A 25,364-nucleotide genomic window follows, 5' to 3' on the forward strand; every position below is an offset into this window, starting at 1 on the left:
AATAATTTATGTTGACTACTTAAAGTCAACGGGTTAATAATGTTATTAATAATATTTAACTTATTTTTCTAACCAGGCAAAAGCACACCATAAAACAGGGGCCTGGCCATGAAAATCACCTGTTATCCTTTTGCGATCCAGATAGTACTGCCGGTTATTTTCCTTATTTGTCCCTTCACATACCTCCTTAACATCGCCCTTTTCATTGATTTGATCAACGAGGCCTCTCCATCCTTTTTTTGCCGCGACTAAGTATTTTGGATCTTTTAACCATCCGTTTTTTGCACCAACAATCATCGCATAAGTAAACATCCCAGTACTGGAAGACTCCACCCACGAACCACTATCGTCGATCAGCTGTCTCCACATACCACCATCAGACTGGTATTTAAGTAAAGATTTCATCATGGTTAGATAACCTTTTAAAATAAAAGGTCGGTCAGGATTATTCAGCGGCAATGATTTTAACATCTCTGTCATACCTGCAGCCATCCAGCCATTGCCTCTTCCCCAATAAAAAGGCACATCTGGAGCATGATAAAATAAGCCATTAGGCTTTTGAAGCTCTTTCAAATAAAACACCATCTCCTTTGCAGCACGATTAATGTATACCACATTTCCTGTAGCTCTATAGGCCTGAACCTGCAGCAGGGTAATCATATACATATCATCAATCCATAACCTGGTATGCCAGGAATGTCCTTGTTCCACGAAGTTTTTAAGCGAATCGGTCAACTTTGCCCCTAACGGCACAGTCCATTGGTTATCAGCATAAAGTTTACCTGTATTAAGATACCTATCATCCTTTGTCTGACGGTATACTTCTAATGGCAAAGCACCAAATACAGAATGATCCACATTGTCGTGCAAAGGCATTAGTTTTTTATCTGCTCCAAAAAAAGAAGCATAACGTTGAACCAGTTTGGTTGTTTTTTGAGGGTTCTTACTAACCTCAGCAAATTTCAATGCCCCATACCAGGTACAAACTTCCGAGTAGGCGATGGTCGGACCATATAACACATGAGCGGATTCAATAAACCTATCGGTCACTTTATGGCCAACACTAAGCGGATCATATCCAGCTGAAAACTGTGGGATTATTTTATTTGAAGGCTTCCATTCCAGAACAGAAATAATTTGGGATGCCACCGAAACTTTCCCGTCATTATCCTTCTGTTCAACCTTTTGCAAGAACAGATTGAGAATCCCCTTACTTTCCAAAAGTTCCGAATCATAAGTCGGCTCCCACAAGCCCACTCCTTTAGTGGTCAAATCCAAGCAGTCCCATCGCGGGTTTTCGATGTCCTGGCAAATAGCAATTGACACCTTATTATCCCTTTCTTCATCCCTAAACACAACCCCCACAGAAACATGCTGTTTGTCTTTCCAGGTAATTACCTGAGGTCTGGAAATAGGAATCCCTTTTGTCCCGCCACCATTAAGCGAGAAATTACGCCGTCTAAAGCCAAGATCCAGACTTACCCACTGATGATTTTTAAGATATATCAGGTGATATTGGGGCGCTATATCTCCATTTTCTTTCCAGTAAGTTGAAATGTATGGTGTACCTGCATCATCTATACTCATTGAAGTCTGATTGATCAATTCGCTATTTTGCGGAATACGTTTAATATACTCGGCAGTTGATTGCTTAATAGGGAGCACATACTTTTCATTGTTTGATTTAGTCCATGTTACGCCTCCATCTGAAGATTTGGCATAGCAGATATCATGATTAGACGACGCGTTTGGTGTTTCCCGCCAGGTCCAGGATAAATGAATAACCCCCGACTTACTTATTGCAATTTGCCAATATGGATTTCTTAAATTCTCACCGTCAATAAATGCATGCTGCACTTGAGTCCATTTTTTTGTTTTTAACGCATAGCGATTCATGATTACATTTCCATTTCCCGATTCTCCATCCCGAAAGAAAAACAACAAATCGCCATTAGGAAGTTTGTAAAACTCCGGGTAAGTAACCTTATCTTCATGTATGCCGGTCATACTGATTTTATTAGATAGCTTAAGCGCGCCTGGTGCTACACTTTTGCAATAATTTAGCGCGGTAAGATGTTTTCCGTAACTATGGTGATCCCAGGAAAGATGTAAATATCCATCCCCATCAACCATAATACTGATAGAGTTATGTGCATCGTTTACATCTCCCTTGTATTGAGTTCTCACAATTTCCCATACCGAAGTGTTCAACTTTCGTTTTGCTAAAACAACATAATGGGCACTATCGTAATAAGCGGCATACTGTCTATCTTTAAAAGTAACCAATGAGTTTTTACGGTATGGGACTACATTAATAGAGTTGTTTGCCCAGCCTTTAGCAATCGGAGTAATTGTTATTGCCGATTTATTTTGAGGTGCGATCTGCCTTTTAGTTTGACTCAACGATAGTGTGCTTATGAAAATAAAACACAGGCAGGCGAAAGCAGTATATAAAAATATTTTATACATCTATTAGGTTATTAAGTATCAATAATTCCTCAACCAGCGTCTAATACCCCGGATTCTGGCTTAAATTTGGATTTAAACTTCGCTCTCTTGTTGGAATGGGAAAGAGGCTCATCTCAGGAACAATATTGGCAAAAGCACCGCTTGTTGGTGGATAATTTGTCTTAAAAGCCTCCATTACTGGGATGAAAATATTCCAACGAATAAGGTCAAACCATCTTTCGCCCTCAAAACACAATTCTATGCGCCTATCTTTCTGTATTGCGATTCTTGCATCAACCTTAGTCAGATTTAATTTTGGGGTTAATCCGGCCCTCGTCCTTACTTTATTCAATTGAATTAAAGCTTCAGGAGTACGATTATTTTCATTTAATGCTTCCGCATACATCAAAATCACATCGCCCCAACGCAATACAGGCCAGTCATTATCACCTTCACTTCCTGAGGGAACTGTTGAATAAATTAGTTTTTTAGCATAATAATAAACTGTTGATCCAGAAGAAAATGCACCTATAGACACGTTAAAGCGAAGATCTCCAGGTTCAAACGAATTGTAAAGATCCTTTGATCCCAGGTTCAAACTCGTAGCTGTAACACCAATAATGGTAGTACCAGACAATTGTGGTACAAACCCACTTGCAAAGGTATTTCCTTCACTAAAACCACCAGTCAAATATTGAATTGAAAAAATAATTTCAGCATTATTATCACGTCCCAAACCAAATACCTGATCATAACTAATGAGGGGGCTAGGTGCCGAAGGAATAATCTCTGCCAATTTTGATTCAGCTTCCGGAAACTTGTTTTCAAATAGATAGACCTTTCCAAGAAGCGCCTTAGCAGCAATACTCGTGACCCTTCCAACATTAACACCTGTATAGCTTGAAGGTAATACCGACCCAGCCACAGTCAGATCTGCTTCTATCTGAGCATACACTTCGGCCACCGGGGCACGATCGTAACTATATGCCTGACTTTCGGAAGTAATTTCATTAAGTACCAATGGGACCCCACCAAACATGCGGACCAGATTAAAATACATTAGTGCACGTAAAAATTTTGCCTGACCTATATAGCTATTCCGGTTAGCTTCCGTCATAGGTACTGGACCGATATGATCCAATACCAGGTTACAATAAGCGATACTGGTGTAGTATCTGGCCCATGCAGCTTGTATATTGGTCGAAGAAGCTATCCAGCTTAATTTATCCTGCTCTCCCCAGGCGGCTTCAGTTTCCCCAACAGTCTGGGTATTATCCGATGGCAATTCGGCAAATGCCCATTGATTGTTATAAACAGGTCTTAAACTGTTATAGGCACCAGTTAAGGCATTTTTTATGTCTATTTCCGATGCGTAATAAGTCGATACCGGAACTAAGCCTTGTGGAATGATGTCAACAAATGATTTCTTACACGATAGGATCGAGAAGAGCATTAAGGCAACTATAAGTATGCCCAACTTATATTTTATATTTTTCATTTTCAATCTGATTAATGGTTAGAATCCGACATTTATACCTACAATAAAAGTCCTTGCAGTTGGATAAGTACCCTGATCTACACCTGGTGTAGTTGGGTCTGAACCGTTTACACTCGCTTCGGGATTATAGCCGCTGTACTTAGTAATAAGAAATGGGTTTTGACCTGTTACGTAAACCCGCAGGGTTTTAAGTGAAATTTTACGGATCAGCGCTTCATTCAGCTGATAACCAAGGGTAATATTCCTTACCCGCAGGTAAGATCCATTTTCCACGGCATTTTTGACAAGTGCATTGGTAGTACCAATACTACTCCCATTAGCTGGTTTTGGAAATTCTACATCACGGTCCGGCTGCGCAGGATCAAAATAATTCTGATAATAGCGTTTAGAAGTATTCAGGTTTCCATTACCCCCTAAAAGCTGTCTTAAATTACCATTAATTATATTTACACCCTGAACTCCTTGTATTAACACACTCAGATCAAACCTTTTATATTGAAAGGTATTGGTTAACCCGTAAGTAAAATCAGGTAAGCCATGACCTATCTCGGTTATATCATTTGCATTAACCTTTCCATCTCCGTCCTGATCTTTTACAATCCAATCTCCAACTTTATTTCCACCAGGCACATGAGGATAACTGCTGAGATCGGTAGCATTTTTAAAAACACCAAGTACAGTATAGCCATACATAATGCCAAGTGGCTGCCCAACTTTTACCTGATAAGCATTATTCCATCCAAAAATAGCAGCAACAGCCGGTAAAGCAGATGGTCCTCCAAGGTCAAGGACCTTAGTTCTGTAACTAGAGAGGTTGGCATTTACTTTCCATTTGACACTACCAATACTAAAATTTGTGTTGGCGCTAAATTCTAGTCCTTTGTTATTTAGCCTTCCCAGATTAGCCTTATAAGAAGAAGCATAGCCTACAATTGCAGGCAATGCCTTGTTCAACAACATTCCATCAGAAATGCGGTTAAAATAATCTACAGTAAGGGTAACCCGATTATTTAACAAGCCCAAATCAACACCAAAATTGGTTTGAGTGTTCTTTTCCCAAGTCAGATATGGATTGGCAAAACCTACTTGTTGTGCCCCGTAAATTTTGGCACTCCCTGATGCATAATTCTTGTTGAGTGCAATTGAATTGGCATAAGTGAAGCTTCCAATATTGGCATTACCAGTTTTACCATAGCCCCCTCTTAATTTTAGCTCATTAACACTAACCTTTTCCAATATTGGCTTAAGAAAACGTTCTTCACCTAATCTCCAACCCAAAGAAAATGATGGAAATACTGCGTAACGGTTACCTGGGCCAAATTTGGAAGATCCATCCTGCCTAATGGCTGCAGTAAGCAAATACTTTTTATTATAGTCATAAGTCAGCCTTCCAGCATAGGAGACAAAATCGTTGGCATCAAACCCTTCTGTACCAATGGTATTTGTAGAAGCCAATGGACTCTCTACAGCAGTTGTCACAAAAGTTCCCGGTAAGCCAGCTGTATAATTAATCTGCGAAGTGTATTTTTGTGCCGAGAATAGTCCCAATAAATTGAAATGATGCTTGCCATAAGTTTTATCAAATGTTGCTGTATTCTCCCATACCCATCCAAAGCTATTACGTGCATTATCAGAAGCATAGATTCCGACAAGTGATGGGTTGGAAAATGAGGCCATCGGAGACTGGCTTGAAGCCATTGTTGCAGGAATATAAGCATGAACCAATGTATTCTCCAATGTGGCACCAATGAAAGTTTTCAAGGTTAATCCTTTAATTGGGGTATAAGTTAAAAAGGCATTACTGAGTGTTTTAAAAGACCTTCCCCTGTTAATAGCCTGAGTAATAATATTAAGCGGATTAAAATAATTTGTAGGAAAGAAAGGTGAGGCCGGTGGCAAGATATAATTTAAAGCTGGATCATAAGCCTCTGCAAAATCTCCATTGTCACGATAAACAGGTACTACCGGAGGCATAGTAAGGGCTTGATTTAACGGACCCGGAAGATTATAATTGGAGAGCAGACCTGGTACACCTATGAGTTGATCAGAAACCCCCGCACCACTAAACTGTCCTGAAGCAGGTTGCCTATATTGTTCAGTGTATGATGGTGATACGGAGAATCCGAATTTTAGATTCTTGATGATATCAGCATCCAAATTTACCCGTACAGTAGTCCGGCTATATTCAGTGCCAATTAACACCCCCTTCTGCTTAAAATATCCTGCAGAAGCATTGAATCTGATCTTATCGCTACCCCCCGAAGCATTAAACTCTATGTTACTGATTGCAGCATTCCTGAATATCTGCTCCTGCCAGTTAACATCAGGCAGCGTAGTAGGACTTGTATTAAAAATACTGGGGTAAGCTCCTTTGTTAATCCGATAAATATCTTTCATATTGGAGATAAACTCATCCCGGTTCAAAACATCAACCAGACTAGTTACGGTTTGCACCCCAGTATGACTGGAAAGTGCAAATACGGTTTTACCTACTTTACCACGCTTAGTGGTAACCAGAATTACCCCATTTGCAGCCCTGGATCCATAAATCGACGCAGAAGCCGCATCTTTTAATATTTCTATGGACTCAATATCACTCGGGTTCAGCAATGTAAAATTAGCGGAAGACTCTAATGGATATCCATCAACTACGTACAGCGGATCATTAGATGAACTTAATGAACTAATCCCCCGAACACGTATCGTCGGTGCCTCTCCGGGTTTTGCGCCCTGATCACTTTGAACCTGAATACCAGCGGCTAAACCAGCTAGAGCCTCACCAGGGGTACCCACAGGCTGATTGGCCAAGCTTGCCCCATCAACTTGTGAAATGGAAGAGCTGACTAGTTTACGCGATTGGGTACCATATCCCACAACCACAATCTCATTAAGCTTTGAATATGCAGGCTTTAACTTTACTTTAATTTCAGTTTGTCCATTAACATCTATTGATTGCGATTCATATCCGATGGAGCTAAATTCAAGTGTAGCCTTATTTCCCGGAACATTTAAAGTGAATACACCTAAATTATTACTGGTTACACCAATAGTAGTGCCTTTAAGCCGAATGGTAACACCAGGAAGTGGCTTCCCGTTTTCATCGGCAACTATACCGGTTATTCTGAGTTGCTGAACAATTTCAGACGGGTTTTTAATAACAGGGGTATTCTCTTTTAATGCAATGGTCTGCTGTATAATGGTATAGCTTACAGGCAAATCTGACAGACATTTGTCTAATATATCATTAATGGGAGCCTCATTAAAATCAACATTTAGTTTTTTGGATTTAAGCATATCCAGTTTGCTAAAATATACAAAATGATAATTACTCTTCTTTTCAATAAGCGAGAGTATTTTTTCAACAGATATATTCCTTTCCTTAATAGATATTTTTTGGGCAAAACTACTGGCATGCAGCTCTGTAAGTGCTATAAATAAAATAATAGCTATTAATTTCATAACCAAAAAAATTTTAGGCATGCCGGACCACATAGCCCCGGGCTTCAATTTAAATTTCATACTTTCGTATTGTTTGGGTTAAACGCTTTTAGTTCAATTAGTCGAGTCTGATAGTTGGGAACCCAAATACGGCCGGTTAAGTGGACCAACACTTACCGGCTATTTGTTTCCCAAAATCCCAGCTTATTCCAGGTATCTTTTTTTCATGATTACTGCTTTAGGTTTAATATTTGGTTAATTGGTAGTTTTTCAGGTTTTATTAACCTGTGGATCTTCAATTTATTCGTTTAGTACAGTTATATTTTTTCCTTCAATTTTAAATTTCACACCGCCAAATTTCAATAGATTAATAAAGCCTGAGAAATTTACATTTCGGGATATTCTTCCTGAAATTTTAAGATCAGGTAAGTTCTTTTCATAAATCACATTTAAATCGTACCAGCGTGCGGCACTCAACATCAGCTCTTCTATACTCGCATTTTTAAATTCAAATACCCCATTTTTCCAGGCAATTGCTTCAGTAACGTCCGCATCGTAATCAATACTGATATTTTCATTATTTGATCCGGGATTAACCAGCGATTGCTGCCCAGGTTTTAATATAGCCCGTTGATTTTTGAAAACTACTTTAACACTTCCTTCCAGCAAAGTCGTTTTCACAGTGGATTCATCGGCGTAACTTTTCACATTAAAATGTGTTCCAAGAACCTCCACTTGCTGCGTGTTCGTTTTTACAATAAAGGGATGTTTTTTGTCTTTAGCCACCTCAAAATAAGCTTCGCCATCCAAAGTAACTTCCCTTTTTTTAGCATGCGTAAAGGTTGTTGGAAAGGTAATTGACGAAGCTGCATTTAAATACGCAAAAGTTCCATCTGGTAAAATTACCTGATACTGTTCTCCGTTTCTGGTGGTAAGCGTATTGTACCTGGTTTCGCCATTGTCCTTACCCCTCATTTTATAAACCAACTTCCCATCGGCCGTTTTGGTAATCGACACACCTGTTTCTTCGGCCAACTGACCATTCATTGCCTCCGATAACACAATTTTCTTACCATTTGCCAATGTTAGAGTAGCGGTAGTTTTCCCTGCCGGGATATCATTGATATGGGTAGCCATTAATAATCTCTGGTTAGTATTATGCTTATAAAACCAGAGACCACCTGCAATTACCAAAAATACAGCTGCCGCAACTGCAATTCTCGACCAAAGACTCAACATCGCACTACCTTTATCACTGGCACCTACTACCGGAAAAGAATCACCAAGTTTTTCCAAAGTTTTATTCCAAACCTTTTGTTCAATATTTTTCGAAAGCTCCTGAAATCTTTGCAGCTTATTTTGAACAACGTGCTCATCCATCAACTGATTAAAATAGACCTCATTGTCCTCCGAAGAATTTTTCCACACATTTAACTCGTCCAGTTGTTCAGCAGTCAGCTGATCTCTAAAGTAGCCTACAAGAAGCTTTGAGATATGAAATTCGGTTTCAAACATATGGAGCACAATTAATAATTTAACATTGGTTTAATATAGAAGCTCCAAAAAAGTAAAAACGCCCAAAAGAATTTCAATTATTTTCCCAAACCATCAATAAAGAGTAAAAAAGCCAGATAAAATGGCCCGGAGATATGCTTTTTCAAGAAAGCTGTCTTAAGCTGATCAACCGCCCTGGCCTTATGATTTCGAACAGTCTTTACAGATAAATTAAGTTGAAATGCAATTTCATCAGTTTTTTTGCCTTCAAAATAAATAAGGTTGAACACTTCCCTGCATCTTTCAGGTAAAGCATTAAGTTCCTGATCTAATACGTTCAGAAATTCAGCTTCAATAATTTCGTGCAAAATGGTACTTCCACTTTGTTCAAGTTGATTGAAGTAAAGCTGTTGGGCAGCTGTTTTACGCTTCAAATCTCTAAGATAGGTAAGACATACATTACGACAACGTATGTATAAATAGGCTTTAATATTTTCTGCTGTTTTAAAATCAGCCCGTTTTTCCCAAACTTTCACAAAGCACTCAGAAACAATGTCCTCCGTTTCCGACTCGTCCTGTGTTAGCCGAAGGGCAAAATAACATAAAGTCTTGTAATGTAATTTATAGAAGTGTTCAAGAGCCTGACTTTCGCCATCCCTAAATGTATTCATCCAATACGTTTCATCCTTTTTGTCTATTGACTCCATCTATAATTTATATCGGAGAACAATATCTGTAATTATTTTCTAAACACCTTATATGTAATGAAATTAGGCGCGGGGAGTAAAGATTAAAGAACAAAAAGAAAATAAAAAATAAAAAGCCCGAATACAAGTATTAAAACTGTATTCGGGCTTTTTCACTTGCCGTTATTCCGGAGTTTAAATTAATACTCCCACAAGCTTTGCTCGTAATCAGAAATAGATTTCTTAATCCTCTCCGACTCATGCAATTTTCTTGTGTCCTTAGGGTCAGTCTGACCTAATATATCGATAATGTTTTTATTTGCCGGATTTGTTTCCTTGACTACATAACTTGAGAACAAACGTCTCACGAAGAAATCGTCAAAAGTAAGTTGTGATGCATCGTTAAGCGGATTAGTCATACGCTTTTTGCTTAGTAACTCTCTTGCATCATCATAATAGATCCAGAATACTGGTTGCCAGTTTCCTTCAACCATTTTCATCGGTGCAAGACCTATAATTCTTGGTTCAAAAATAGAACGCTTGATATCCAGAATCCAATCTTCCTTAATTCTGAATTTCAGAAACTCGTCAGATCTTAGCCTTCTCAATGTCGGTTCAGCAATTTTACCAGTTGTCGAATCAGCAACACCTTCAGTTACCCCCCTCGCACTTTGTAAAGCCTGCTGAGCAGTCAATGCAATTTTAAACGAGTCATTGTCTTCCAAAATCTTTCCTGCCGTTGTATCCTTAGAAGAATACACCGTCAGCTCTTCGTTACCTACAGCTTCAAGCAAGATATCAATCAGTTTTGCACTTTCCGCTTTCAATACAGAGTTAATGGTATCTCTTAAGTCAATTTCACGCCAGATACGTTTTGCATAAAATACATCTTCTTCCCTTACATCAGCATACGGAACCATTACGTTACTGTCAACGTCTACTCTAACAGAGTAGCCATCCTTAGGAGGTGTTTTTATCTTTTTCTTCACCTTCGGCACAGTATCGATAGATACAGCCGGAGCTGTTACCACAGGCGCCGCCACTGCAGCAGGTTTTACCGCTGGTTTAGTGGTTCGTTTCTTGTTGCTTTGCGCAAAAGAAGCCGAGCAAATAAACAGGAATAAGACTGTATACAAAACCTTTTTCATCATCTCTTCTATTTAGCAATAAATGTTATTCCATCTAAAACCTTTTGTCTACCATCAGGTCCTTCACAAACAATGTCTTTAAAAATAATCGTTGCACCAGGTTTAATAGAGTTCAAAGCACCTTTTATTTGACCACCAAAACCGCCACCAGGATTTGTAATGGTAACCGCGTCAGAACGTGGGTTGATAAAAGTAGCAGCAAACCTAACTACTCTAAATTTAACATCAAAAACAAAATCTTCCAGTTGGGTATCAATCGATCCCGCACCTTCCATCCATTCCAAAGGCACATTACCTCCAGATTTACCTTTAATGTATGCTTTTGGCGTAGGCAAAGCTTTAACTCTGAATTGCTGAGCACCCAGGTTCAATGTTTTACCTCCCTGACTTGCAGAAACATTGATATTTACCGTTTTCCCAACCTGATCACCACCAACGCTTACAGCATATTTTCCGCTTCCTTCTTTTCTAATCGATCCGCCAGAAATGGTCGCGTTTACACTTTCTAATGGGAAACCAGCAGCCGAAACTGAGAATGGATTTGGAATACCCGCATAAATCACGTTCATTTTATCAGGAGAAACTGTCGCCGAAGGCTTGGCTACCTGATAGCTTTGTTCTGCAGTTGGATATTCTTTTACTGTACCGTCTGTTTGTTTCACGCGAATTACGCCTTTCCACTTAAACATACCCACAGCTCCAGTTCCACCAGTATAAGTTCCTTTACCGTCTTTTACAGAAAGGCTATTTCCGTTTACAGATATTTGTGGCGTAGAACGGCTATCACTAGCGGTTAAAAATACCTCAGCAGTGTAAGGTTGACCTTGAACCACATAAGAACTTGGCGCTACAGCCACAGCCTCAAAATGATCCAGATTAACCAATGCTTTATCCATGTTACCGAATAATCTTTTCACGACATCAACTTCCGCGTTTTTCACGTCTGATTGGATTTTGCTTAAAATGGTATTGGCAGCCGTAAGTGGCGTACCCTCACCAAAATTAATGTCTACCCATTCTTTCTTACCATTTATGCCTTTCTTTGCATCTTTAGCTTCCAAAGAAAAAGTCACATTTGCACGGTCTTTCTCGTCTAACAGCTCAATCAATTTCTCGCGGGTCTCGTTAATCTTAGCTTTTAACTTAAAGCCTTCTTTACGGTTAACCATGATGCCTTGAGCAATATCCATGTTATCCCTAAGCTTAATATCGCCAGTTTCTTCATTGATACCCTCACCGGCTTTAAGGAACTCGTCTTTTAATTGCTGAACATAATTATTCAAATCATCAGCAAGCGCCTTAGCCTTATTGGCCTTTTCCCAAATAGGCTGTGCTCTAGCTGGTTCGTCCTTTAATTTTGTATTTTCAAACGATGTAAATAACTGATCAATACTTGTACTTACGTTGGTTTTAGAAGAAACCAAACTGTCGTTTATATTTTTAAAGGCATTTAGTATGGTATCTGATACGTTTAAAGCGAGCATCGCTAACAATACCAAATACATGATATTGATCATCTTCTGCCTCGTTGTTTCTTTTCCTCCGGCCATTTTATAATTAGGTCTGTTTGGTTAAATAATAACTAATTGATTGCTAATTATACACGTGGCTGATTCATAGCAGACAGCATATTGCCATAGATGGCATTTAATGAAGATAAGTTTTTGGCCAATTTACCAACCTCGTCTTTAAATTGTTTAGAATCTTCCATAGACTCGTTAAAGTTGCCCATCGTTAATGATAAGTTCTGATAGAATTTATTCATCGATTTAAGGTGTGCACTTGAATCTTGTAATTCCAGTTCGTAAACCGCGTTTAAAGCAGATAGATTCTTAGCTAGCGCGTTCACCTGATCATGGTACGCAGTAGCTGAAGTATTGCTTTCGCCCAATTCGGCCAATTGACTAGTTGCTTTTTGGAAAGCACCATTCAATGAATCGAAACTTGCAGTAGCAGTTTTTATTTTAGCTGTAAATTCTGTTGTCGCAGCTGACGTATCAGCAACGTTTGAGATTGCAGCAACTTTATCGCCAAAAGTACGTAAGCCATTACCAAGGCTTTCGATCAATTCAGGACCGATTTTAGCGTTAATCATGTTATCTAAGGCAGCGGTCGAAGAAGAACCAGCAACAGCAACCTGAGCAACTGGAACTTTACGAGTTTCGCCATTATAATCCGCGCTTAATTCAGGGTATACTCTTTCCCAGGGAAGTTCTTGTTCTGGCTGTCTAAAACCTGTTAAGAAAAATAAACAAGCTTCAACACCCAAACCAATACCTATCGCGTAATTACCAAAGGCTCCTCCAATATGTAATATTTTAAACAGGGCGCCTATAATTACAATACTGGCTCCCCATGATATTGCAACGTGTAACCAATCGAATTTCTTTTTTGTTGCCATTTTCTTCGTTAATAAGGATGTTTGTGATTTTTGTGTTTGTTGGTTTTTTATTAGTTTCTATAGTTGATATCGGTACCAGGGTATGCGGTTACGCACCTGAAACCAATATATGATCTAGCCTGATCCTGGTACTCGTATGTACCCACAGAATTTTGAAGGAAGAAGCCAATATCTTTCCATGATCCACCTCTTACTACTTTACGTTTCATGTATTTACTGTCGCCAGTTTTAGCCACGTAAGTGAAGTTAGGGTTAAAGTCAAGCAACATTGGGGCTGCCGATTGGTTATAAGCAGTTATAGTCCATTCCGCTACGTTACCGGCCATATTGTATAGTCCGTAATCATTAGGGAAATAAGATCTTACGTTTACGGTGTATAATCCACCATCATCAGAATAATTACCACGACCTACCTTAAAGTTTGCTTGCATACAACCTTTTGTATTGCGCACATAAGGACCGCCCCATGGATATTTAGTCTTCACATTACCACCTCTGGCAGCATATTCAAACTGTGCATCACTTGGCAATTGGTATTCAGGTCTGGAGTTTGCAGGTAATTTTCTTGAAGCAGCAGCTGATTCATAGAAACGGGTACGCCACACACAAAAAGCACTGGCTTGCTCCCATGTTACCCCTACGACAGGGTACTCATCGTAAGAAGGGTGATTAAAATAAGTTTTCACCATCGGATCATTCTGAGAATAAGAATAATCTACTTTCCATACCAATGTATCTGGATAAACAGGCACCGATGGGTGATGATTTGGGTTTGAAGGATCAGGATTATCGGTATAAGTGATGATGAAATCCTGTCTTTTTTTCGATGGGTCTTTTCTACCTTCAACAGCTAAATCAGAGCTCACATAGCTATAAGCATATTTAAGTTTCCTGATATCGATTTCATTTTTACCCGGTAAAGCATCAGCACCGCTATAATACATATCGGTTAACTTGTTGCCCATACCACCGTTCTTTTTACTCCAAAGCAAACCTCCGTTTCCAACTTTTTTCCAGTCAATATCTCTATTTGCGCCTAAAGCTCCTGCTCCGTCTGCCCCTTTTGGTGCAGGTTTAAAGAAAGCTGGTGCAACAGTGGGGCCTAAAGAGGTTACTGCAACTGAATCTCTAACCCAAGCTACAAACTGTCGGTATTCGGCGTTTGAGATCTCGGTTTGATCCATGAAAAAGGCACTGAATGAAGTCATCCTACTTGGAGAACTTTGCGAGTTGTTGATGTCCTCGTCAGACATTCCGATTAATGTCCTCCCAGGTGGGATGTAAACCATCCCCAATGGAATTTTATTGTTTCTGAATTTCCTATTATAAACTCCTACCAGTTCTCCCTGTCCTCCTTTTCCACAACTAGAAAATAACGCAGTGATCACAATAAAAGCAACGAAGTATAAGTTTCTCATAATAGCGCTAAGCAATTTTATAACAATTTTATCAATAATGATTGATATAAACAATTATTAGGTCATAAAAATGTGACCTATTGTAAAAAAGACAAGAGGTTTGCTATTTATACCGTCACCATTATAGCTCAAGAGAAACTTATTGAAGTAAAAGTAAATGCCAAAGACCTATTTATTTGATTTCTTTATATAATTCTCAATTGCCATAATCATAGACGGAGCCTCTGGTGAAGGTGCTGCTATATCTACAATCAAGTCTGCATCTTTAACAGCTTTATGCGTATTTACACCGAAGGCAGCAATACGTGTATTGTTCTGTTTGAAGTCAGGGAAATTGGTAAATAAAGATTGAATACTTGATGGGCTAAAGAAAGCGATAATATCATAAAAAACTTCGGCCAGATCGGAAAGGTCGGACACTACAGTTCTAAACAAAACTGCCGGAGTAACGTTATATCCGTTCTTTTGCAAAAAGTTCATGGTATCTTCGGTAGCTACATCAGAACATGGGTATAAGAATTTCTCATCTGCATGTTTCTTCAGTATTTCAGCCAAATCGGCTGCCGTTTGCTTACCAAAAAAGATTTTTCGCTTTCTGTATTGGATGTATTTCTGCAGATATAATGCTGTAGATTCTGAAATACAGAAGTATTTCAAATCTGCAGGCACATCGTATCTCATTTCTTCACAAATTCTAAAGAAGTGATCTACTGCATTTCTGCTTGTAAAAACCACTGCTGTAAAATCACCCAAAGTGATTTTATCTTTTCTGAAATCCCTGGCTGGAACACCTTCAACGTGAATAAATGATCTAAAATCAATTTTCAAGTTGTACTTCTTAGCCAAATCAAAATAAGGAGACTTCTCTGTTTCCGGTTTTGGTAAGGTTACCAATATACTTTTCACCTTACGTAGCCTATCTTCTGTCTTTTCTTGCATTTTACCTAATTACCGCGTTATAATCCTATTGCCTTGATTAATATTAATATAGGGCAGATTTCGAGGGCACAAAAGTACAAAAACAAATAGACTTTTGAAAACCGATAATGAGATAAAATATTAACTCCTGCTCTAATAAATTGAAATACAAACACAATAGTTAGTAGAATAAATGAAATGGCAATGTAATAAGGTCCATACTTTAAAGGAGATAGGGCAAAAGCGATCACCAAGGGGATGAACATAAGGGCGATGTTAAAATAACTTAAATATAATATCGACACATATTCACTAACGGCTTTTTGAACATCAAAAAGGTAGCCCAATAATCGCAATAAAACGATTTTCAACACGTACAATACCACGATTAAAACAGAAATACTGAGATAGAAACGGAAGCCGCTATCCGCAAAAGACATGTGATAATATTGGGTAACCAGGTAGAAAAACATCCCTATGGTAAAGCCAAATTGTACAAAGAGCAGTAAAAAGGGCCAGGACGTAAAAAGGTTATCTTCTTTATTGAGGTTATTTAAAATTCTGTTGCTAAAAAAAGATTGGACAATAGTTTGTAACTGCTTTGAAAAAGAGATCTTTAATGAAGCAAACAAGACCATCAACAGGGCGATTACACCAAGTACCCAGAGGTTTCCCTTTGGCACTGGAGTGCCGGTACGGTATTGGCTAACTTTTTCAGAAGTTTTATAATCTTTATAACGTGTATATAAGCCAGAGCGCCCATATACCTGTGCTTTTAAAATACTATCGATAATGATGTTTTTATCGACTAACGACGGTGATAGAATCCAGGTATGGGAAATGATAGAATCGGTCACAAATTTTTGCCTTGCATAGAAAGCAGAATCCTTCACAACGCGCCTTGTATAGCTTTTTTTTACAGCTGCAGCGGTATCTACCAAAGGCAAGGGGCTTACCACCTGCGCTTCGGCCTGGCTAAAGCTTATTGCAAAAAACAAACAGGCTATTAAAATAACGCGACTCCAATTCATTGGAGCAAATTTAGATAAAAACTATTTAGTTTTCTAGCGCCGCATCAGGCGGTACAATCAGCAGTGGGCAAGTTAAATTATCCATCATACTTTTGCAGTGGTTTTCCAATAAAAATCTAGCGAAACTCTTACGATGGACCCCTATAATGATCATGTAAAAATCTTCCTTTTTTCTTAAACTTTCCACTACGTCGACCAATCGACCTAGCTTGCTCTGATAACTGATCTGCGGATGAAAGTCCTCATTGCTATCCGTTTCTTCTAAATATTTAATTAGCTTTTTCAACTCTTTCGCACTATCAGCAATCAGTGTATCGAAAGCATCAGCGGGCCATAACATGTTTGCAGTTTCCACCATATCAATGGCATTGCACAAGGTCACATTGGTCTTTAAATTTTTAGCGAGCTGATATCCGTGTTCAACTGCGCGGTTACCAGTTTCAGAAAAATCGGTCAATAACAATAATGGTTTCATAGCAAATTATCTATTAATAAACTGGATAACGCAATACAAACCTACCAAGATTGTCCCGGCCAAAGCATGATGGCAATCAAAAATATAAATGATTGTCATCAGCCAAACCTAAACAAGCCTTTATTATCACAAGGGAATGACTAGGGATAAAATAGGGAATAAGTAGGGGGTTGCTTTAGGGTTGCCTTACCCTTGGCTTAGGGTTGGCTTACCCCTAGGGTAAACCAAGGGTAAGCCAACCCTAAAGCAACCCTAAACCAAGGGTAAAGCAACCCCCTACTTAATCCCTACTTATTCCCAATTTATTAGCTATTTATTTTTTTCTCTTCCTATTGCATTTTGATCATTCGTGTATTATATTTGTGTAAGCCTCAGCTAATGAGGCACATTATCTAACCAAATATTAACGCTATGGCAATTATCAACAATGGTCCGAATGGACCATTCATCGGAAGAATGGGCAACATGGTTTGTTACATGTTAAATGGAAAAAATGTATGCCGAGAAATCGGAGTGAATAACAAACCACCTTCGGAATTACAATTAAGAAACAGAATGGCAACCAAACTATCCGGTGAGTTTACATTAGTGATAAGAGATTTTATCGAAACAGGTTTTAGCATTGAGGCCAAGTTAAGGAACGATAACGCTTATAATCAAACTATAAAGTACAACAAAAGTCGGATGATTGAGGGAACTTATCCAGCACTTAAGATTGCCTATTCTCAAATTTTATTAAGCAAAGGACTCTTAAAACCTGCAGAAAACTGGAAGGTTACACAATTTCCTGCTGGACTACAATTCACCTGGCACACCGATCCTAAAATGGCCTGGCCAGAAGCCGCTGAACAGGTGATGATACTGGCTTATTTCCCTGATGAAAAGCGGGCAGAATACCTGTTGTTTGGTAATGACAGAATTTCTGGAAGCGCAACATTGGAACTTCCGCCGAGCTTACAAGGAAAATATATGGAGACCTATTTATCTTTTATTGCTGCAGACAGAAAGCAAGTGGCTGACAGTGTGTACACCGGTAGTTTTAACAAACCAGAAGCAACGGATAAATCGCTATTAAATTCTTAATATGGGGATCCTAAAATCTGGGATCATAGGTCCCGTTCGCAATAAAACAGGCCCCTTAGTAGGCCGTATGCACAGAAGCACTAATGTTGTTACCGCCGCTTACCGGGCAAGCACTAAACCGCCAACAACATCGCAATTGGGAGCTCAGGATAAATTTAGCCTGCTGAGTAGTTTTTTGAGTAATATCGATGATCTGATCAAGATCGGATTTAAGCAGTTTTCTAAAGGAAAAGACCCTATGAATGTGGCGAGCGCATATAACTATGACCATGCCTTTTTAGCCACTGAAACAGGTTTTACGTTAAATTATCCTCAATTGGTATACAGCAGAGGTTATATTCTACCAGCCGAAAGTCCTGCGATACTGCCTTTACCTAAGCAAATCGAGTTTAACTGGCTACCGCAGCGACAATCGATGTATTGCCAGTATACCGATATGGCTACTTTCCTGGTCTACAATCCGGAAAAAGGATATGCGATTAGTAAGCCACTGGCAACCGATCGTTATGCACAAGGCTATCTACTCGATCTACCCAAAGAGTTTGCAGGGGACACTGTCCACTGCTATATGAGCTTTGCTTCGAAAGATGGGAAGCTGCAGGGGAATAGCACCTACTTAGGGCAATTGACCTGTGTTTAGAAAATGCCAGCATCGCTAAGGGCTTGCCCTTAGCGATGGATTATAATACAAATCATTTAATAGTTGAAAACATTACTTTTGTGTAGTTTTAAGAAAAGATAACAGAACCTTCTCATCGCTTTCTAACGCACTTTTTACTGGCTTACTGGACGTACTCACCTTTTTCAACCATTTATTAAGCACGTCATTTTTATAAGCCTCCAAGAGTAATGGGTACACGTATGCACTTTTGCAGACCGCTCTGGTATTTCCCAATTTTTTAGCCACGCAATCCAACACCTGAATCTCGACTTTCGTTTTAGAAATCTCATCAGACTGTTTTTCACAGATTGCAAATTGCCTTAAAGCTTCTAATGTACCACCCCAGGTTCTAAAATCTTTTGCTGTAAAATCACTTCCTGTTATTTCTTTAATGTAGCCATTGATTTGCCCAGAATCTATGCTTTTATGCGTTCCTCCATCTGTATAAAATTGAAAAAGCTGTTGGCCGGGAATATCCTTACATTTTTTTACAAGGGGCACTAAGCGTCGGTCCGTTAATGTTACTTCATGCTGAACGCCTTTTTTACCCACAAAAGATAAACGCATTGAATCCCCGTTGATTTTAGCATGCTTATTCTTCAGTGTGCTTAGGCCAATGGAGCCATACTGTTCCATATAAATTTTTCCGCCTACCCGAAGCAAGGTCTTCTGCAAAAGATCAACACAAATAGCCAACACTTTTTGCTCGTCGAAATCCTTACGTTTTAAATCTTTCACTATCCTTCTTCTAGCTGCGGGCAATGCTTTTCCAAACTCTAATAATCGGAAATATTTATAGTCAGATCGCCTACTTACCCATTTCTCATGATACCGATATTGTTTTCGATTAGCGGCGTCAATTCCTGTCGCCTGTAAATAAGCATTCGGTTTCAGTGCTATCCATACATTTTTCCATGCAGGGGGTAAAACAAGGGATTTTATACGTTGCAAATGGTTTGCATCTGTTATTTTATTCCCATCTTTATCTTGATAATAAAATCTCCCTGCCGCCCCTCTCCTATAGATTCCCGGCATAGCATCAGTAACGTATACTAAGCCAATCTCTTTAATCTTATCCTTATTTTCTGTCATAGAGACTCATATTTTTTGTAAAACAAGCACATAAAGAGAATGTTTTTTACTCAGTACACCTTCCAAACATAATTATGATGAAAAGCCCTTAGCAGATTTATATTTTTCATAAATTTACAAATATGAATAAGAGCTATCCGGTAGTGCATCACGTATTTTTCTGGTTGAAAAATCCAAGTTCAAAAGAAGATCGCGATCAATTGATTACAGGCGTAAAAACACTTGAAAAAATACCAACGGTACGCGAAATACATGTTGGCATTGTTGCCAGTACAGAAAAACGTGATGTTGTAGATAACAGTTGGGATGTATCAGAGTTAATGTTTTTCAGTGATATGGAGGGCCAGGAAACTTATCAAACACACCCCATTCACCTCGAATTTATAAAGAATCATAGTCATTTATGGGAGAAAGTCATCGTTTACGATGTTATCCAAGCCTAAAACTAAATCATGAAAAACTATAGCATACTACTAGCCACTGCCGCGGTACTGGCACTTTCATCTTGCGGGATGAGCAACAATGGTGCACAAAACAGTACTGGTGCAGCGAATTCTGCGGCTACTGCAGTTGTAGACAGCACCACTGAAAAACGTTTATTTGCAAAGATGTCAGTGAAAGACACCGTTAAGGTAGGTGAATTGATAGAACTGAAATTTACGGTATACAACAATGCCGACACTATACAACATTTTTGCAAATGGCACACCCCTTTTGAGCCATTAATAAGCAAATACCTGGATGTAAAATCAGCGTCTGGTGAGGAAGTGAACTACAAAGGCGCGATGGCGAAACGAATGATGCCACCCCCGGCTGACAGTTATATGGCTGTAAATCCTAAAGACAGTCTTTCTACTACCGTAGATCTTTTAAAAGGATATGACATCAACAAACCCGCTAAGTATACCATTACTTACGTGGGCCAAAACATGAGCGGACTCATTGTTAAAGACAGTATTTCTTTCATTTACGCCAAATAATTCACCTAAAAAAAGAATCGAGCTATTTAAAATACTTCAATCTATTTAAAACAATCCTAAACAATATTATTTAATAACAAATCTAAATAACCCCTTGCTTCATTAGAATCTTATGGTTTTTACCCCAAATACTTAATTGTAACCAAATGGGAATTAGCTCTTTTGCTACGTCAGTTAACTCATAATCAACTCTTGGCGGAACTTCGGCATAAACAGTACGTTTTACTAATCCGTCTTTTTCCAATTCTCGTAATTGCAACGTTAACATCCGTTCTGTAACTCCTGGTATCAATTTTTTTATTTCACCAAATCTTAGCTTACCATCTTCTAGTTTACATAGAATTAATAACTTCCATCTGCCCCCGATTTTACAGACAGCATATGTTAAATCGCAGCCTTCAGTTATGCATTTTTCGTTCTGCATATTCGTGGAATTTTCTTTTCTTATTGCCATTACTTACAAATTTGTTAGTACCATACAAATGCATGTATTCTATGCAAAAGTAAAGCTACCAAATAACTTTGCGGCATAATTAAAATATTTATGACTATGTACTTATCAGAACAAGTGAACGATGGATTATAGGATGAAGAAATTTGCATACATCGGCTGTCTCGGCTTTATTGGAGTGATCACGACCGAATTTGGAGTAATAGGGATTTTACCACAGATAGCTGATCACTATCAGATCAGTATTGATAAAGCAGGTATCTTATTAAGCGCCTTTGCATTAGTAATTGCGCTAACAGGGCCTTTTATGACTCTGCTTATGTCTGGCTTTGATCGTAAGAAAGTTATGCTTGCAGCCATTTCAATTTTTCTGATAACAGGAATTGTGTCCGCGTTTTCCCCTCCATTTTGGTTGTTGATTTTAGTCAGGATTTTACCGGCTTTTCTACAACCCGTCTATATTGCCACGGCTTTATCTGTTGCCGTTTCACAAGGCAGTAAAGAGAACAAAAATGAGTTGATGAGTATTGTTTTCAGCGGTGTGGCTATTGCTATGGTTACCACAGTTCCTTTAGCGACCTATCTGGCAAGTTTATTTTCCTGGGAATACTCTTTCGTTATGCAGGCGGTTGTTAGTGCAGTGGCTTTTTTGGGTATTTATTTTGTACTCCCAACAATGCCTGTAAGAGAAAAAAAATCATATGGAAGCCAGCTGAAAATATTAACGAAACCTACTTTTATCATCAGCACTGCAATGAATTTTTTCATGATCTCGGCCTGGTTTTCTACCTATAGTTATTTCGCAGATTACTTAAACAAAGCAAAGTATATGGACAACACTATGGTTAGCTACATGCTCTTTTTATTTGGATTGATAGGTCTGCTTGCCAATTGGATTTCAGGGAAAATGTTAAATAAGAGCGTAACAAAAACCACGGCATTCTTCCTTTCGGGGACAATTATCATACCTGTGTTACTGCATTTTTCTGGAGGCAATACAATGGCAACCATTATTGTTATTGGAATTTGGGGCTTTTTATACGCTCCAAGTTTTTTAAATGCATCTACATATATGATTTCGTCAGTTCCTAAATCATTAGAGTTTGCCAATAGTTTGGCTACATCCTTTGGCAACTTAGGTGTTACTTTAGGGACAACAGCTGGCGGTTGGATAATAGCGACTAGGGGGGTAAGCTATACACCTTGGCTAACCGTGATATTTGGGATTTTAGCGTTTACGATGATGGGCTGGAGAAGTTATTTAGAGCGTATTGATAACAATAGACAAAAAAAATTGATCTTATCATAAAAATTATTTTTTAATTTGTTTATAGTATATTAGTTTCCTTAAATTTCATATTTATAGACAACGAGTTAACGCAAACATTTTGATAAAAATTATGATGACTTTTTTTACCAACCCATACATCAGACCTTTTGTTCTATTATTTACGATTACCTTCTTCCTGGCTTGCTCCAAAAAGAATGCACCTGTAGATGAATCCAAACAAAAAACGACTATTCAGGGAGCAGTAGAGAAAGGACCTTTTGTTCGGGGATCTGTGGTAACAGTCTATGAACTTAATTCGGAACTGAATCCAACAGGAAAGACTTTCAAGTCCGAAATACTAGATGATAAGGGCAGCTTTTCTTTAGCTGATATTGAACTGGCCTCTAATTATGTTCAATTGTCGGTAAGCGGTTATTACTTCAACGAGGTAAACGGAAACCTTTCTTCATCGCAGATCACATTAAATGCTATTGCAGATATAAGCAACAATAAGTCTATAAATGTAAATGTACTGAGCCATCTTGAAGAAAAAAGGGTTAAGTCTTTAATGAAGAAAGAGAAGAAAAGTTTCAGCGAAGCAAAGAAACAAGCGTTAACTGAGATTTACGCATCCTTCTTTGTTAAAACATCACCAACAACGAGCAGCGAATTAGTTTCATTAACAAAGAATGATGACAATTCTAACATTCTATTGGGTATTTCTGCCGCGTTGTTGAGTATCTCTCAATCAGATAATGCAAAATTAACAGAGCTTTTGAGTGTCTTATCTACGGATCTGGAGAATGATGGTTTAGTAGAAGAGTCTTTAAAGCAGGGGTTAAAACAAGGGTTAGAAGGTTTAAATTCTAAAGCTATCTCTGATCATCTGAAAAATAGATATCAATCACTTAATATCACTTTACCTGACTTCTCTATGGGGAAGGTTTTTTCTGTTGAGCTGAAGGGAAGTGATGTGATAATCGGTGCGAACTATTTCAAAACAGAACAGGAATATCAAGCTGCTTATAATGCCTTATTAATAGCAAGCACAAAGGCCACGGAAGAATATTTCAAATTGGAAGGATTATATAGCAAAACTATTTCTGGACTGCCACAAAATGATTTTTATCTACATAGAGTTACGCCTAATCATGCTAATATTGCCAGTTTGTTTTCAGGCCTGTATAATAGTATCCTCAGGGCAAATACGATAATTGATTATGCAGGGAAGTCATCTTCTTTTAAATCATTTAAATACAAATCCTACCCACATTTTGCTTACAACTATTGGGTTTTGATCAATTTTTGGGGGAATGTACCATTTGTGAATAGTGAGAATTATAAAGACTATACTCCTCGTCCAAGAACTAATGCAAAGGAAATATCCGAAACGTTGATGGCTGGCCTGGATGAAGCTATTCAAAACCTGGGAAATATTGGAAAGGATGCGGATATGGCTAAAGCTATTGCAGCAAGAATAGCTGCTGATAATGGAAGTTATTCCCTTGCTAAAAATTACCTAAGTCAAATTATAGATAGTAAAAAGTATCAGTTAGCCAGCAAATCTCAAATTCATACTGGCGCTAACGAAAGTATTTTTGGACTTGATTACGACCAACCTACTGGTGTTACGAAGCCGAATGACTATAATTTATATGGTAAGGGAAACTATCGTAGTTTGACCAGGTACACGGATGTTATTCTCCTCGCCTCAGAAGTAAATCTGAAATTAAACAATAAAGATGAAGCGATTTCTTTATTGAACCTGGTACGTGTTAGAAATGGGAAATTACCTCTTTCTTTAAATGAAAGCAATGTTTTACCGTTGTTACAAGAAGAAGTAAAGGATGACCTGAATAATGAAGGAGTATTTTTTGCCTTCTTGAAGCGTAATAGCTTAGCAGAATCAAGTTTAGGTATTCAATCTTATCAAAAGCTCATGCCAATACCTCAAATGGAGATGACGTTAAACATGAATATGACGCAAAACCCGGGTTATTAGCCTACATTCCCTCCTATTCTATTGTATATGTTTTCGAGTTTGTAGGGTCTGATTTTTCCTAATCGCATATGTTTTACAACATCATATTCCTTAAAGCCATGATCATGCAAAAACTCTGTGGCGAATAAGTTATCTATAGGAAAGGCTGCTTTGTCATTAGATTTTAATCGCAGTTTTAAAAGTTCAAGTCCGGCTAATGGATTGTTTGCAACAATTAATCCGTCGCCAAGAGCAGGTATATAGAAACCTTCAATTTTATGATTATTCATATATACAAAGCCATTTTCGAGAGAATTTTCAAGATGCATCATTCTTTCTTCTCCCGTCGCCATTTTATCAATGATTGAAATCTCTTCTTTGAAATCCTCCTTATAAGGTATTACCTGATCTGAGATCAGCAATTCTTTATCAAAGTTTATGTCTTTAAAAAACAGGTATTCGGTATCAGTAATAAATCCCACTTTTTCATATACGGGAGCACCGAGATTAGTAGCGATTAAATAGATAGTTTCACAGTTATTTTGCTTCGCCGTATCAACTAAGGATTCTGTAATACGTCTTCCAATTCCATGGCCTCTTTGATCAGGATGAACTATAATGTGCCCCAGCCAGGCTACATCATTGTGAATAATTGTTGCTCCTAATCCAACAATTACGTCATCAATCACAACTTTAATTGGAAAGCAAAAAGGGGATTGTACATAAAAATCAAAATTCACTTTAATATCATTCCAGCCCTCAGGTCGTAAGTCTGATATTAAATTTAAATCCTCATATTCTAAAGCTAGTATTTGCATTGGTTTTTACGGGTTATTTAGGGGGATGCTAAATTAAAAATTTTATCAATTGATTCCTCTTTCGTTACGGCAA

21 protein-coding genes are annotated in these 25,364 nt (G+C 38.3%); 6 read left to right on the top strand and 15 right to left on the bottom strand.

From position 1 onward, the window contains the following. Positions 1–60: 60 nt before the first annotated feature. The 12 genes from BLS35_RS28220 to BLS35_RS21685 form a co-directional block, all read right to left on the bottom strand. The gene (locus BLS35_RS28220; RefSeq protein WP_254779032.1) at positions 61–2,469 is read right to left on the bottom strand and encodes a BNR-4 repeat-containing protein; all 2,409 of its coding nucleotides are present in this window, start codon (positions 2,467–2,469) and stop codon (positions 61–63) included. A 40-nt stretch (positions 2,470–2,509) separates the two neighbouring features. Further along, positions 2,510–3,946: a RagB/SusD family nutrient uptake outer membrane protein gene (locus BLS35_RS21635; RefSeq protein WP_090785471.1), complete on the bottom strand. Its 1,437-nt coding sequence runs from the start codon at positions 3,944–3,946 to the stop codon at positions 2,510–2,512. An 18-nt stretch (positions 3,947–3,964) separates the two neighbouring features. Further along, positions 3,965–7,405, bottom strand: coding sequence for a SusC/RagA family TonB-linked outer membrane protein (locus BLS35_RS21640; RefSeq protein WP_165973370.1), 3,441 nt, complete (start codon positions 7,403–7,405; stop codon positions 3,965–3,967). Positions 7,406–7,684: 279 nt separating this feature from the next. Then, the gene (locus BLS35_RS21645) at positions 7,685–8,899 is read right to left on the bottom strand and encodes a FecR family protein (protein ID WP_090785478.1); all 1,215 of its coding nucleotides are present in this window, start codon (positions 8,897–8,899) and stop codon (positions 7,685–7,687) included. Positions 8,900–8,976: 77 nt separating this feature from the next. Next, the gene (locus BLS35_RS21650) at positions 8,977–9,585 is read right to left on the bottom strand and encodes an RNA polymerase sigma factor (protein ID WP_090785481.1); all 609 of its coding nucleotides are present in this window, start codon (positions 9,583–9,585) and stop codon (positions 8,977–8,979) included. A 179-nt stretch (positions 9,586–9,764) separates the two neighbouring features. After that, on the bottom strand, positions 9,765–10,715 hold the full coding sequence (gldN, locus tag BLS35_RS21655) for a type IX secretion system ring subunit PorN/GldN (protein WP_254779035.1): 951 nt from the start codon (positions 10,713–10,715) through the stop codon (positions 9,765–9,767). A 5-nt stretch (positions 10,716–10,720) separates the two neighbouring features. Continuing rightward, a complete protein-coding gene (gldM, locus tag BLS35_RS21660) occupies positions 10,721–12,262 on the bottom strand; it encodes a type IX secretion system motor protein PorM/GldM (RefSeq protein ID WP_090785486.1) in 1,542 nt (513 codons plus the stop codon). A gap of 47 nt (positions 12,263–12,309) precedes the next feature. Beyond that, the gene (gene gldL, locus BLS35_RS21665) at positions 12,310–13,113 is read right to left on the bottom strand and encodes a type IX secretion system motor protein PorL/GldL (RefSeq protein ID WP_090785488.1); all 804 of its coding nucleotides are present in this window, start codon (positions 13,111–13,113) and stop codon (positions 12,310–12,312) included. Between the two features lie 50 nt (positions 13,114–13,163). Next, positions 13,164–14,531, bottom strand: coding sequence for a T9SS ring complex lipoprotein PorK/GldK (locus BLS35_RS21670; protein ID WP_090785491.1), 1,368 nt, complete (start codon positions 14,529–14,531; stop codon positions 13,164–13,166). A gap of 168 nt (positions 14,532–14,699) precedes the next feature. Beyond that, positions 14,700–15,470, bottom strand: coding sequence for a uroporphyrinogen-III synthase (locus BLS35_RS21675; protein ID WP_090785493.1), 771 nt, complete (start codon positions 15,468–15,470; stop codon positions 14,700–14,702). 17 nt (positions 15,471–15,487) lie between these two features. Next, positions 15,488–16,480: a DUF4271 domain-containing protein gene (locus BLS35_RS21680; RefSeq protein WP_090785494.1), complete on the bottom strand. Its 993-nt coding sequence runs from the start codon at positions 16,478–16,480 to the stop codon at positions 15,488–15,490. A gap of 25 nt (positions 16,481–16,505) precedes the next feature. Next, entirely contained in the window at positions 16,506–16,955 is a 450-nt protein-coding gene (locus BLS35_RS21685) for a universal stress protein (RefSeq protein ID WP_090785496.1), read from the bottom strand. Between the two features lie 411 nt (positions 16,956–17,366). Between BLS35_RS21685 and BLS35_RS21690 the strand changes: the two genes are divergently transcribed. Next, positions 17,367–18,038 carry a DUF6266 family protein gene (locus tag BLS35_RS21690; protein ID WP_090785498.1) on the top strand — a complete coding sequence of 224 codons (672 nt, stop codon included), beginning with the start codon at positions 17,367–17,369 and terminating at the stop codon, positions 18,036–18,038. A gap of 1 nt (position 18,039) precedes the next feature. Then, the gene (locus BLS35_RS21695) at positions 18,040–18,678 is read left to right on the top strand and encodes a DUF6266 family protein (protein ID WP_090785500.1); all 639 of its coding nucleotides are present in this window, start codon (positions 18,040–18,042) and stop codon (positions 18,676–18,678) included. Between the two features lie 72 nt (positions 18,679–18,750). On the opposite strand, the gene BLS35_RS21700 is transcribed toward BLS35_RS21695, so the two are convergent. Next, the gene (locus BLS35_RS21700) at positions 18,751–19,791 is read right to left on the bottom strand and encodes a DNA topoisomerase IB (RefSeq protein ID WP_090785503.1); all 1,041 of its coding nucleotides are present in this window, start codon (positions 19,789–19,791) and stop codon (positions 18,751–18,753) included. Positions 19,792–19,913: 122 nt separating this feature from the next. Here BLS35_RS21700 and BLS35_RS21705 point away from each other — a divergent pair, with 122 nt between their 5' ends. Both BLS35_RS21705 and BLS35_RS21710 read left to right on the top strand, forming a co-directional pair. Next, entirely contained in the window at positions 19,914–20,234 is a 321-nt protein-coding gene (locus BLS35_RS21705; RefSeq protein ID WP_090785506.1) for a Dabb family protein, read from the top strand. 9 nt (positions 20,235–20,243) lie between these two features. Then, positions 20,244–20,771 (top strand): protease, encoded by a 528-nt coding sequence (locus BLS35_RS21710; protein WP_090785511.1) that lies wholly within the window; start codon positions 20,244–20,246, stop codon positions 20,769–20,771. An 82-nt stretch (positions 20,772–20,853) separates the two neighbouring features. On the opposite strand, the gene BLS35_RS21715 is transcribed toward BLS35_RS21710, so the two are convergent. Then, positions 20,854–21,225 (bottom strand): winged helix-turn-helix transcriptional regulator, encoded by a 372-nt coding sequence (locus BLS35_RS21715; protein WP_090785513.1) that lies wholly within the window; start codon positions 21,223–21,225, stop codon positions 20,854–20,856. A 133-nt stretch (positions 21,226–21,358) separates the two neighbouring features. Between BLS35_RS21715 and BLS35_RS21720 the strand changes: the two genes are divergently transcribed. Together BLS35_RS21720 and BLS35_RS21725 are read left to right on the top strand one after the other, a co-directional pair. Then, complete coding sequence (locus BLS35_RS21720) at positions 21,359–22,531, top strand: MFS transporter (RefSeq protein WP_090785564.1); 1,173 nt, start codon at positions 21,359–21,361, stop codon at positions 22,529–22,531. A 91-nt stretch (positions 22,532–22,622) separates the two neighbouring features. Further along, entirely contained in the window at positions 22,623–24,494 is a 1,872-nt protein-coding gene (locus tag BLS35_RS21725) for a RagB/SusD family nutrient uptake outer membrane protein (RefSeq protein ID WP_090785515.1), read from the top strand. Here BLS35_RS21725 and BLS35_RS21730 read toward each other — a convergent pair. Further along, a complete protein-coding gene (locus tag BLS35_RS21730; protein WP_090785517.1) occupies positions 24,491–25,291 on the bottom strand; it encodes a GNAT family N-acetyltransferase in 801 nt (266 codons plus the stop codon). The two genes, BLS35_RS21725 and BLS35_RS21730, sit on opposite strands and share 4 nt — an antisense overlap. Between the last annotated feature and the right edge of the window lie 73 nt (positions 25,292–25,364).

This window comes from Pedobacter sp. ok626 (genome assembly GCF_900100435.1).
Taxonomy (GTDB): domain Bacteria; phylum Bacteroidota; class Bacteroidia; order Sphingobacteriales; family Sphingobacteriaceae; genus Pedobacter.